Raw genomic sequence first — 11,922 nt, 5'->3', positions numbered from 1 at the left:
GGCGGACTCCACTCGAACAATAAAAGAAAACTATTGAATATTCATGATTGTTGGCGCACATCGACATGACCCTGTGCATAGGGGGATGTGCGAATTGCTATCTGCAATTTAATCCTGACCAGGATCCTGGGATCCCGATCGGGACCGCGGATCATAGCCTAAACTGAGCCAGAGATCTTCTGTTTCTCACAGATTCTTCCCGATTTATCCACAGGACGATCCGAAACCGGGTAAGTGTAAACGATCCTGGCACAAGTGCCCCACGATTTAGCCCGCATATTGGAAAAATTAATGAGCACAGACAATTTATTGCTTAAATGATCTAACGAAGATCCGGGACGATCCTTGCGCTTTGTCGACGAGCCCGTATAATCCTCGACCCGGCGCGTGATGCTCATCTTCCTGCGTCGTCCGTTGCTCATTTTCCACGCGAAAACGTGCGGAAATACGCGGGAAATAAGGAAAGAGAATTGACTCCGGAGTGTACAATTATTACAATCCGGCCTCTTTAATCACCCACGCTGAGGCGTTAGTCGTTCGAAATTCGTTCGGGTATACGCAAAAGTCAGTGAATTTATTCAAGTTTAGGTAGAAATCGCCATGAAACGCACTTTTCAACCGTCTGTACTGAAGCGCAACCGTTCTCACGGCTTCCGTGCTCGTATGGCTACTAAAAATGGTCGTCAGGTTCTGGCACGTCGTCGTGCTAAAGGCCGCGCTCGTCTGACCGTTTCCAAGTAATAAAGCTAACCCCTGAGTGGTTAAGCTAGCATTTCCCAGGGAGTTACGTTTGTTAACTCCCGCTCATTTCACTTTCGTCTTCCAGCAGCCACAACGGGCTGGCACGCCGCAAATCACCATCCTCGGCCGCCAAAATTCGCTGGGGCATCCCCGCATCGGTCTCACAGTCGCCAAGAAAAATGTTAAGCGAGCGCATGAACGCAATCGGATTAAACGTCTGACGCGTGAAAGCTTCCGTTTACGTCAGCACGAACTGCCTTCGATGGATTTCGTGGTGGTGGCTAAAAAGGGGGTTGCCGACCTCGATAACCGTGCTCTCTCGGAAGCGTTGGAAAAATTATGGCGCCGCCACTGTCGCCTGGCTCACGGGTCCTGATAGCCCTCATTCGGGTCTATCAACGCCTGATTAGTCCGCTACTCGGGCCACATTGCCGTTTCACACCAACGTGCTCAAGCTACGGAATTGAGGCATTGCGCAGGTTTGGAGTGATAAAAGGCAGTTGGTTGACGGTGAAACGCGTATTAAAATGCCACCCTTTACACCCCGGTGGAGACGACCCCGTCCCTCCAGGACCCTTTGATACCAGAGAACACTAACGATGGATTCGCAACGCAATCTTCTTATCATCGCTTTGTTGTTCGTGTCTTTCATGATCTGGCAGGCATGGGAGCAGGATAAAAATCCTCAACCCCAGCAGCAGACCACGCAGACCACGACCACCGCAGCGGGTAGCGCCGCCGACCAGGGCGTACCGGCCAGTGGCCAGGGGAAACAGATTACGGTTAAGACCGATGTGCTTGAGCTGACTATTAACACCCGTGGTGGTGATGTTGAGCAGGCGCTGCTGTTGACCTACCCGAAAGAGCTGAAGTCTAACGAACCGTTCCAGTTACTGGAAACCACGCCTGAGTTTATCTACCAGGCGCAGAGCGGCCTGACCGGTCGTGATGGCCCGGATAACCCGGCTAACGGTGCGCGTCCACTGTATAACGTCGAGAACGACACCTTTGTACTGGCTGATGGTCAGAACGAACTCGTTATCCCGATGACGTATACCGACGCTGCAGGCAACACCTTCACTAAAACCTTCACCCTGAAACGCGGTGAGTATGCGGTGAACGTGGGCTACACCGTACAGAACGCCAGTGCGAAACCACTGGAACTGTCGACCTTTGGCCAGCTGAAGCAGTCCATCAATCTGCCGTCTCACCGTGACACCGGAAGCAGCAACTTTGCGCTGCATACCTTCCGTGGCGCGGCGTACTCCACGCCTGACGCGAAGTATGAGAAATACAAATTCGACACCATTGCCGATAACGAAAACCTGAACGTCAGCGCTAAAGGCGGTTGGGTGGCAATGCTGCAGCAGTATTTCGCCACTGCATGGGTGCCTAATAACGACGGTACCAACAACTTCTACACCGCGAACCTGGGTAACGGTCTTGCAGCCATCGGCTACAAATCTCAGCCAGTTCTGGTTCAGCCGGGTCAAACCGGTAAAATGGCAAGCACCCTGTGGGTCGGCCCGGAAATCCAGGACAAAATGGCCGCCGTTGCGCCACACCTGGACCTGACCGTAGATTACGGTTGGTTGTGGTTCATCTCCCAGCCGCTGTTTAAGCTGCTGAAGTTCATCCACAGCTTCCTGGGTAACTGGGGCTTCTCCATCATCGTTATCACCTTCATCGTTCGTGGCATCATGTACCCGCTGACTAAAGCGCAGTACACCTCCATGGCGAAGATGCGCATGCTGCAGCCGAAGATTCAGGCCATGCGTGAGCGTCTGGGCGATGACAAACAGCGTCAGAGCCAGGAGATGATGGCCCTGTATAAAGCAGAGAAAGTAAACCCACTGGGTGGTTGCTTCCCACTGCTGATTCAGATGCCAATCTTCCTTGCGCTGTACTACATGCTGATGGGTTCCGTTGAGCTGCGCCATGCGCCGTTCGCGCTGTGGATCCATGACCTGTCTGCACAGGACCCGTACTACATCCTGCCGATCCTGATGGGCGTGACGATGTTCTTCATCCAGAAGATGTCTCCGACCACCGTGACCGACCCGATGCAGCAGAAGATCATGACCTTTATGCCGGTCATCTTCACCGTGTTCTTCCTGTGGTTCCCGTCAGGTCTGGTGCTGTACTATATCGTCAGCAACCTGGTGACCATCATCCAGCAGCAGCTAATTTACCGTGGTCTGGAAAAACGTGGCCTGCATAGCCGCGAAAAGAAAAAGTCCTGATTCGGTAAGTTAACGCTAAAATAAGGGCGGTCGATTGACCGCCTTTTTTATTTGTATTGAACGAGACCAACCATGAGCCATAACGACACTATCGTCGCCCAGGCAACCCCACCGGGACGCGGTGGTGTAGGCATTCTGCGTATCTCCGGCCTGAAGGCGCGCGAGGTCGCCGAAGCGGTACTGGGTAAACTGCCAAAACCCCGCTACGCTGATTACCTGCCGTTTAAAGATACCGACGGCACGCCGCTGGACCAGGGCATTGCGCTGTGGTTTCCTGGCCCAAACTCTTTTACCGGTGAAGACGTGCTGGAACTACAGGGTCACGGTGGCCCGGTTATCCTCGATTTGCTGTTAAAACGTATCCTGACCCTGCCAGGCCTGCGTATCGCAAAACCGGGTGAGTTTTCCGAGCGCGCGTTCCTGAACGACAAGCTCGATCTGGCGCAAGCCGAGGCGATAGCGGACCTGATCGACGCCAGTTCTGAACAGGCTGCTCGCTCCGCCCTGAACTCGCTGCAAGGGGCATTCTCCGCGCGCGTGAATCACCTTGTGGAAGCACTTACTCACCTGCGGATCTACGTGGAAGCGGCTATCGACTTCCCGGATGAGGAGATCGACTTCCTCTCTGACGGTAAAATCGAAGCCCAGCTCAACCAGGTGATGGCCGACCTCGACGCAGTGCGCGCCGAAGCGCGTCAGGGTAGCCTGCTGCGGGAAGGGATGAAGGTGGTCATCGCCGGACGTCCTAACGCCGGGAAATCGAGCCTTTTGAACGCCCTGGCGGGCCGTGAAGCGGCGATCGTGACCGACATTGCCGGCACCACCCGCGACGTACTGCGCGAGCACATCCATATCGACGGCATGCCGCTGCATATCATTGATACCGCCGGTCTGCGCGATGCCAGCGACGAAGTCGAGCGCATCGGTATCGAACGCGCCTGGCAGGAGATCGAGCAGGCCGACCGCGTGCTGTTTATGGTGGATGGCACCACGACCGACGCTGTGGACCCGGCAGAGATCTGGCCAGACTTTATTGCCCGTCTGCCGGCGAAGCTGCCTATCACCGTGGTGCGAAATAAAGCAGATGTGACTGGCGAAACGCTGGGCATCAGCGATGTGAATGGTCACTCACTAATCCGTCTGTCGGCGCGTACCGGTGAAGGCGTTGACGACCTGCGTAACCATCTCAAGCAGAGCATGGGCTTTGACACCAGCATGGAAGGTGGCTTCCTGGCGCGTCGTCGTCACCTGCAGGCGCTGGAAGAGGCGGCACGCCATCTTGACCAGGGCAAAGCGCAGCTGATTGGTGCGTGGGCGGGTGAACTGCTGGCGGAAGAGCTGCGTCTGGCACAGCAGAATCTGAGTGAGATCACCGGGGAGTTTACGTCGGACGATCTTCTGGGAAGAATCTTCTCAAGCTTCTGTATTGGAAAATAATTTCCGCTAACCAATGGTGTTTTCCTTTCAGGAAATCACCATTGTCCAAATGGCAACTCGCTTAATCCCCTTTCACCCCCTATTCTGCTTGCCTGCATTTATGGGGGGTTTATGGTTCGTTTTCTGTTTTGTAGTTTTGCGCTGGTTCTGCTTTATCCGTCTGGCATTGATATGTATCTGGTGGGATTACCGCACATTGCCCGCGATCTGGGTGCCAGTGAAGCTCAGCTGCACATCGCGTTTTCGGCCTATCTCGCGGGAATGGCGTCATCGATGGTGTTTGCCGGGAAGGTCGCAGATAAGGCAGGTCGTCAGCCCGTCGCCATAACGGGTGCCATCATCTTTGCCCTGGCCTCTCTTCTCTGCTCACAGGCGCAGAACAGTACCTTGTTCCTGGCTGGACGGTTTATCCAGGGCATTGGAGCCGGTGGCTGTTACGTCGTTGCCTTTGCGATTTTGCGCGATACCTTAAGTGCCCAGCGTCGCGCCAAAGTGCTTTCGATGCTGAACGGTATTACCTGTATCATCCCGGTGCTGGCCCCGGTCGTGGGATATCTGATCATGCTGAAATTCCCGTGGCAGAGCCTGTTCTGGACCATGGCGGCCATGGGCGCGCTGGTATTTATCCTGTCCATCACTGTGCTGAAAGAGACCCACCCTGGCTCGCAGAATACCGGTCATACCCCAACAATTCATCCAGCCGAGAAGCTGCTTAATCGCTTTTTCCTCAGTCGTCTGGCCGTAACCACGTTAAGCGTGGCGGTGATCCTGACCTATGTAAACGTTTCCCCGGTTTTACTGATGGAGACTATGGGCTTCGATCGGGGTGAGTATTCAACAGTGATGGCATTAACCGCGATGGTCAGTATGGCCGTCTCGTTTTCCACCCCCTTTGCGCTAAATATTTTCAGCCAGCGCACGTTGATGCTGACCTCACAGGTGTTATTTCTCGCAGCAGGCGTGATTCTGGCAACCACCAGCTCACATGTGGTGATGCTGGTAGGCATTACCCTCATTTGCGCCGGATTCTCGGTTGGCTTTGGCGTGGCGATGAGCCAGGCGCTCGGCCCGTTCTCACTACGGGCTGGCGTGGCAAGCTCCGCGCTGGGTATCGCTCAGGTCTGTGGCTCGTCCCTGTGGATTTGGCTGGCAGCGGTAATCGGACTTAATGCGCTCAATATGCTGATCGGGATTCTGATTGGCTGTAGCATGGTCTGTATTACCTTACTTATGCTCATCCAGCCCGCGGCAAATTATGAAGAAGCCCATCAGCAGTCTCGATCTTAACCTGTTGCTGTGCCTGCAGCTGTTGCTGCAGGAGCGCAGCGTCACCAAAGCGGCGAAGCGGATGAACGTGACGCCGTCCGCGGTGAGTAAATCACTGGCCAAGCTGCGCGACTGGTTCGACGACCCGCTGTTTGTCAAAACACCGTTAGGGTTACTGCCGACGCCTCTGACGGTAAGCCTGGAGCAGGATCTGGCAGACTGGATGCAAATAGGCAACCAGATCCTCGATAAATTCCACCATGACGCGCCAGGCGGGCTGACGTTCGTGCTGGCCGCCGAAACGCCGTTGATGTTGATCCGCTTTAACGCCCTGCTGGAGCAGGTGAACCAGCGCTATCCGCAGGCTACGGTGAAGATGCGTCACTGGGATTACGACTCTCTGGACGCCATTACGCGTGGGGAAGTGGATCTTGGCTTCACCGGTCGCGAAACACATCCACGTTCCCGCGAACTGCTGAAGCTGTTGCCGTGGTTTATCGACTACGAAATCCTGTTTAGTGACCGTCCGTGTGTTTATCTGCGTGAGGATCACCCGGCACTTCAGGAAGAGTGGAACCTGGAGACCTTCCTGCGCTACCCACATATCAGTATCTTCTGGGAGCGCAGCGACACCTGGGCGCTTGATGAGGTGCTAAAGGAAATGGGACGTGAGCGCAATATCGCCATGTGCCTGCCGGGTTTCGAACAGGCGATGTTTATGGCGGCGCAGCCTGGCCATAATTATATCGCTACGGCTCCCCACTACTGCCACCACTACAATGAACTCCACCAGCGGAAGCTGATCGCGCTTCCTATTCCGATTGACGAAGCGCAGGCTGAAAAGTTGACCGTCCCCTTCACCCTGATCTGGCATAAACGGAACAGCCATAATCCGAAAATTCTCTGGTTGAGAGAGACTATCAAGGCGTTGTACGGTGGCAGCGATCCAATTTTTACCTAAGAAAATGTAAAGTTCGGTCCTCAGGCTTCTCTTACTCCCATTTACTGATTAAAACAGGAGTGAAGTTAAGCGATAATCATGTAACCGTTTAACCGATTACGACCATTATCAAGGAGCGAAAAATGGCAACGCACTTTGCAAGAGGGATACTTACAGAAGGACGCCTCGTATCGGCACGAATTTCTTCAGCCTGTCACAGTGAAGCACGCAAACTCCCGGAACACCGCAGGACGCGTTTTTTAGCGTCCAGAGCGCTTCTCGCAGAGCTGTTGTTTATGTTGTACGGCACCAGTGAACTGCCGGATATCATCACCCAACCTGAAGGCCGCCCGGTTTTTGCTAACCCGGATCTCCCCCGTTTTTCCATTGCCTATACGGGCAATATCATTGGGGTAGCACTCACCACCGAAGGGAATTGTGGGCTGGATATGGAACTTCAGCGCGCAACCCGGGGCATCCACGGCGCGAACCCACACGATGATTACCCGCTCTCCAGCAATGAAAAGCTGTGGGTGCGTAACCAGAACGATCCCAACGAGGCCAGAGCTCAGCTCATCACCCTACGCCAGAGCATTCGAAAGCTCTGTGGATGCGCCTCAGACGACGCCAGTATGCTGCAGCTGCTGCCAGGTTCCGGACGTCTTCGAGCCACCCAAGCTACGCTGGTAGAAGCGCTCAGTGACGCAGAGGATGTCCTCATTTGGTCCATTGCGGTTACCCCCGCTATCGAACGCATGAAAATCTGGGAATTTGACAGTCAACAGGGATGGCGTAGCCTTCCTGATGTGCCAGAACGCGCCAACGAGCCCGCCGCACGCCTGATGCGTTTAACCAGTTTACCGGCAGAAAAAGCATACACCCTTAGCTGATCCATTCAGGGTCATCATGATGAAACAGGAGTAATCATGTCTGATACGTTAAAAGTCGTTACGTTACTGGGAAGCCTGCGCAAAGGTTCATTTAATGGGATGGTTGCCCGCACGCTGCCACAGCTGGCACCGGCAGGTATGGAGATTAGTGCCCTTCCATCTATTGGTGACATCCCGCTCTATGATGCAGATGTCCAGCAGGAAGAAGGGTTCCCGCAGAGCGCTGAGGCGCTGGCGGCGCAAATCCGTCAGGCCGATGGTGTGGTTATTGTCACACCAGAGTATAACTACTCCGTTCCTGGCGGTCTGAAAAACGCCATTGACTGGTTATCCCGCCTCCCTGAGCAGCCTCTTTCAGGTAAACCCGTGCTGATCCAGACCAGTTCTATGGGTGCTATTGGCGGCGCGCGCTGCCAGTATCACCTGCGCCAGATTCTGGTGTTCCTGGATGCGATGGTGATGAACAAGCCGGAGTTTATGGGCGGAGTGATTCAGAACAAGGTCGACCCGCAGACGGGTGAAGTGGTGGATCAGAGCACGCGTGACCATCTGTCTGGTCAGCTGACTGCGTTTGGCGATTATATTAAGCGGGTGAAGGCTTAAGCTTATTGCGGCCTGATGCCCTCACCCTAGCCCTCTCCCGCAGGGAGAGGGAACAAACATGTTTATTTGGCGTCAATAAACACAATCTTCAGCACAAACAGCAGCGCGACAACGATGACGCATGGGCTGAGGTCGCGGAAGCGACCCGTACCGATCTTCATTACGCAGTAAGAGATAAAGCCCAGCGCGATACCTTCGGTAATCGAGAAGCTGAACGGCATCATCACGGCGGTAATAAACGCTGGCACCGCTTCGGTTAAGTCATCCCACTTCACGCGTGACAGGCTGGAGGTCATCAGCACACCTACGTAGATCAGCGCGCCGGCTGCCGCATACGGTGGAACCATTCCCGCCAGCGGCGAAAGGAAGATCACCAGCAGGAACAGGATACCCACCACGACCGCCGTCAGACCAGTACGGCCTCCCACAGAAACACCGGAAGAGGATTCAATATAAGCGGTAACAGAAGAGGTACCGATAAATGAGCCCGCAACAGACGAGATGCTGTCAACGAACAGCGCCTGCTTCATGCGTGGGAACTTCCCTTTCTCATCGGCCAGACCTGCTTTGTCGGTCACGCCAATCAGGGTACCGGAGGAGTCGAACAGGTTGACCAGCATAAAGGAGAAAATTACGCCCGCCAGACCCAGGTTCAGGGAACCCGCCAAATCAACATGACCAATAACGGTGGAAACACTCGGTGGCGCAGAAACGATACCGTTGTAGTGAACGTCACCCAGCAGCCAGCCCAGCAGCGTGGTCACCACGATGGATACCAGCACCGCCGCATGAATATTGCGGGAAGCCAGGATCGCGATGATAAAGAAGCCCAGCACGCCCAGCAGCACGTTGTGAGAGGTCAGGTGACCGATGCTTACCAGCGTATCCGGGTTAGCCACGATAACGCCGGCGTTTTTCAGCCCCATCATACCGATGAACAGACCAATACCGCTGGTAATGCCCACGCGCAGGCTCACAGGAATGTTGGCAATCATCCAGTAACGTACGCGGAAAATAGTCAGCAACAGCAGACCAATAGCGCCCCAGAAGATAGCGCCCATGCCCACTTGCCACGGCAGGCCCATCGCCTGAACAACCACGAACGCGAAGAACGCGTTCAGGCCCATCGCCGGTGCCAGTGCAACCGGCAGGTTAGCGAACACGCCCATCAGGATGCTGCCAAGAGCCGCGATCAGACAGGTGGTCACGAAGACGGCGCTGGTATCCATGCCAGCAACGCCCAGAATTTGTGGGTTAACAAAAACGATATAGACCATCGTCAGGAAGGTGGTGAAACCGGCGATCACTTCGGTGCGTGCCGTTGTGCCGTGCTCGCGCAGTTTAAACACGCGCTCAAGCAGACCCTGACCAGATGCCTGGGTAGTGTGTTGTTGACTCATCATCAATTTCCGAACAAGGAGGGAAAATTCGTCGCTATCCTATACCAAAATGCGACAATAAGGGCGGTTATAGGGTACTTTTTTTCATTGAATTTGCTTATACGGCAACGATTGCGTGTCGTAAAACCACACCACGTAAACGTTAAACTTGTTAAAAGGGAAAGACATGTCCGGAATTGAGGCGGTATTTTTCGACTGCGACGGTACGCTTGTCGACAGTGAGGTCATTTGTTCCCGTGCGTATGTCGCCATGTTCCAGGAATTTGGTATTACGCTCGATCTCGAAGAGGTGTTCAAACGCTTTAAAGGCGTAAAACTGTACGAGATTATCGACATCATTAACGACGAGCACGGTGTGGATCTGGCAAAAGGGGATCTCGAGCCGGTTTACCGCGCCGAGGTCGCACGCCTGTTTGATTCCGAACTGGAGGTCATCGCCGGGGCGAATGCGCTTCTGGATGCGATGACGGTGCCAATCTGTGTGGTATCCAATGGCCCGGTCAGCAAAATGCAGCACTCGCTGGGGAAACTGGAGATGTTGCATCATTTCCCGGAAAAACTGTTCAGCGGCTACGATATTCAACGCTGGAAGCCCGATCCGGCGCTGATGTTCCATGCGGCCAACGCGATGAACGTTAACGTAGAAAACTGCATTCTGGTGGATGACTCGTCTGCGGGCGCGCAGTCAGGGATTGATGCGGGAATGGAAGTGTTTTACTTCTGCGCCGATCCGCACAACAAACCGATCGATCATCCAAAAGTGACGACCTTTACCGATCTGGCGCAGTTGCTAGCACTGTGGAAGGCGCGTGGGTGGGATATTACGCGTTAAGTTAACGTAGGGCGGGTAAGCGCTAGCGCCACCCGCCTCAGGTATTACTCTTTCGGATCTTTACCCGCCAGCAGCTTATCCAGCTCATCGCCGCCCACGTGACGGAAGTCCTGACCCTTCACGAAGTAGAAGATGTATTCGCAAATGTTCTGGCAACGGTCACCGATACGCTCAATGGAGCGCGCGCAGAACAGGGCAGTCAGTACGCTTGGGATCGTACGTGAATCTTCCATCATGTAGGTCATCAGCTGACGCACGATGCCTTCGTATTCCTGGTCGACTTTCTTGTCTTCACGGTAGATACGTACCGCTTCGTCCAGATCCATACGCGCAAAGGCATCCAGCACGTCATGCAGCATCTGCACGGTGTGACGACCCAGCGACTCCAGGCTCACCAGCAGTGGCTGGTGCTGCTGAGAGAATTTCTCCAGCGCGGTGCGGCAGATTTTATCCGCCACGTCTCCAATACGTTCCAGCTCGGCGATGGTTTTGATAATCGCCATCACCAGGCGCAGGTCGCTCGCTGTTGGCTGACGCTTGGCGATAATACGAACGCAGGCCTCGTCGATAGCGACTTCCATCATGTTGACGTTTTTGTCGCCTTCAATGACGCGCTTCGCCAGCTCGCTGTCCTGGTTGTGCATTGCCGTGATCGCATCGGAAAGCTGCTGCTCAACCATGCCACCCATGGTCATGACCTGCGTGCGAATGCTTTCCAGCTCTGCGTTGAACTGGCCTGAAATGTGTTTATTAAGATTAAGGTTGTCCATGGTTCACTCCAAATCAACCGTAGCGGCCAGTAATATAATCTTCAGTTTGCTTTTTAGCGGGTCTGGTGAACAGCGCATCCGTATCGCTGAACTCAATCAACTCGCCCAGGTACATAAACGCCGTGTAATCGGAACAACGTGCAGCCTGCTGCATGTTGTGGGTCACGATAACCACGGTGTAATCCTGCTTCAGCTCGGTGATCAACTCTTCAATACGACCGGTTGAGATCGGGTCCAGCGCTGAACACGGTTCATCCAGCAGCAACACTTCCGGGCGAATGGCGATACCACGCGCAATGCACAGACGCTGCTGCTGACCACCGGAGAGAGAGTACCCGCTCTGGTGCAACTTATCTTTGGTTTCGTTCCATAATGCGGCCTTGGTCAAAGCCCATTGCACACGCTCGTCCATATCGGTACGGGAGAGTTTTTCAAACAGGCGAACACCAAACGCAATGTTGTCATAAATGGACATCGGGAACGGCGTGGGTTTCTGGAACACCATCCCCACTTTTGCGCGCAGCAGAGCAATATCCTGAGCCTGGGTCAGAATGTTTTCGCCGTCCAGGATGATTTCACCTTCAGCGCGCTGCTCCGGATAGAGCGAATACATTTTATTAAAGGTACGCAGCAGCGTGGATTTACCACAGCCAGACGGACCGATGAATGCCGTAACCTGGTTCTTCGCGATATCCAGGTTGATATTCTTCAGGGCATGGAATTTGCCGTAGTAGAAGTTCAAATCACGAACCTGAATCTTACCCGGGGCAGTATCAACCATACTCATTGACTCATTTCCT

General features: G+C 54.2%; 13 protein-coding genes. 10 read left to right on the top strand and 3 right to left on the bottom strand.

Annotated elements, in window-relative coordinates:
* The first annotated feature begins 600 nt into the window (after positions 1-600).
* The 9 genes from rpmH (at position 601) to ACJ9Y9_RS23940 (ending at position 8,120) form a co-directional block, all read left to right on the top strand.
* Positions 601-741, top strand: coding sequence for a 50S ribosomal protein L34 (gene rpmH / locus ACJ9Y9_RS23980; protein WP_000831330.1), 141 nt, complete (start codon positions 601-603; stop codon positions 739-741).
* A gap of 16 nt (positions 742-757) precedes the next feature.
* A complete protein-coding gene (gene rnpA, locus ACJ9Y9_RS23975) occupies positions 758-1,117 on the top strand; it encodes a ribonuclease P protein component (protein ID WP_024907873.1) in 360 nt (119 codons plus the stop codon).
* Positions 1,081-1,338: a membrane protein insertion efficiency factor YidD gene (gene yidD, locus ACJ9Y9_RS23970; RefSeq protein ID WP_001307474.1), complete on the top strand. Its 258-nt coding sequence runs from the start codon at positions 1,081-1,083 to the stop codon at positions 1,336-1,338. Before rnpA ends, yidD begins: the two co-directional genes overlap by 37 nt.
* A 2-nt stretch (positions 1,339-1,340) precedes the next feature.
* Positions 1,341-2,984 (top strand): membrane protein insertase YidC, encoded by a 1,644-nt coding sequence (yidC, locus tag ACJ9Y9_RS23965; RefSeq protein WP_028017778.1) that lies wholly within the window; start codon positions 1,341-1,343, stop codon positions 2,982-2,984.
* Between the two features lie 72 nt (positions 2,985-3,056).
* Complete coding sequence (gene mnmE, locus ACJ9Y9_RS23960) at positions 3,057-4,421, top strand: tRNA uridine-5-carboxymethylaminomethyl(34) synthesis GTPase MnmE (RefSeq protein ID WP_028017777.1); 1,365 nt, start codon at positions 3,057-3,059, stop codon at positions 4,419-4,421.
* Between the two features lie 111 nt (positions 4,422-4,532).
* The gene (locus ACJ9Y9_RS23955; protein WP_028017776.1) at positions 4,533-5,708 is read left to right on the top strand and encodes an MFS transporter; all 1,176 of its coding nucleotides are present in this window, start codon (positions 4,533-4,535) and stop codon (positions 5,706-5,708) included.
* Complete coding sequence (yidZ, locus tag ACJ9Y9_RS23950) at positions 5,677-6,648, top strand: HTH-type transcriptional regulator YidZ (protein ID WP_028017775.1); 972 nt, start codon at positions 5,677-5,679, stop codon at positions 6,646-6,648. The genes ACJ9Y9_RS23955 and yidZ overlap by 32 nt, the downstream gene beginning before the upstream one ends.
* 122 nt (positions 6,649-6,770) lie before the next feature.
* Positions 6,771-7,517, top strand: a complete 747-nt coding sequence (locus ACJ9Y9_RS23945; protein ID WP_028017774.1) for a 4'-phosphopantetheinyl transferase superfamily protein — start codon at positions 6,771-6,773, stop codon at positions 7,515-7,517.
* Between the two features lie 36 nt (positions 7,518-7,553).
* A complete protein-coding gene (locus ACJ9Y9_RS23940; protein ID WP_407226228.1) occupies positions 7,554-8,120 on the top strand; it encodes an NADPH-dependent FMN reductase in 567 nt (188 codons plus the stop codon).
* Between the two features lie 62 nt (positions 8,121-8,182).
* Here ACJ9Y9_RS23940 and adeP read toward each other — a convergent pair whose 3' ends face one another.
* A complete protein-coding gene (gene adeP, locus ACJ9Y9_RS23935; RefSeq protein ID WP_028017772.1) occupies positions 8,183-9,520 on the bottom strand; it encodes an adenine permease AdeP in 1,338 nt (445 codons plus the stop codon).
* 166 nt (positions 9,521-9,686) lie between these two features.
* Here adeP and yieH point away from each other — a divergent pair, with 166 nt between their 5' ends.
* A complete protein-coding gene (gene yieH, locus ACJ9Y9_RS23930; protein ID WP_028017771.1) occupies positions 9,687-10,352 on the top strand; it encodes a 6-phosphogluconate phosphatase in 666 nt (221 codons plus the stop codon).
* Between the two features lie 44 nt (positions 10,353-10,396).
* On the opposite strand, the gene phoU is transcribed toward yieH, so the two are convergent.
* A complete protein-coding gene (gene phoU / locus ACJ9Y9_RS23925; protein WP_008500182.1) occupies positions 10,397-11,122 on the bottom strand; it encodes a phosphate signaling complex protein PhoU in 726 nt (241 codons plus the stop codon).
* 13 nt (positions 11,123-11,135) lie between these two features.
* Positions 11,136-11,909 carry a phosphate ABC transporter ATP-binding protein PstB gene (pstB, locus tag ACJ9Y9_RS23920; RefSeq protein WP_028017770.1) on the bottom strand — a complete coding sequence of 258 codons (774 nt, stop codon included), beginning with the start codon at positions 11,907-11,909 and terminating at the stop codon, positions 11,136-11,138.
* Between the last annotated feature and the right edge of the window lie 13 nt (positions 11,910-11,922).

The sequence above is a fragment of the Enterobacter sp. CPE_E1241 genome (genome assembly GCF_045618265.1).
GTDB lineage: Bacteria > Pseudomonadota > Gammaproteobacteria > Enterobacterales > Enterobacteriaceae > Enterobacter > Enterobacter adelaidei.
This window is presented reverse-complemented; position numbering and strand designations above follow the sequence as displayed.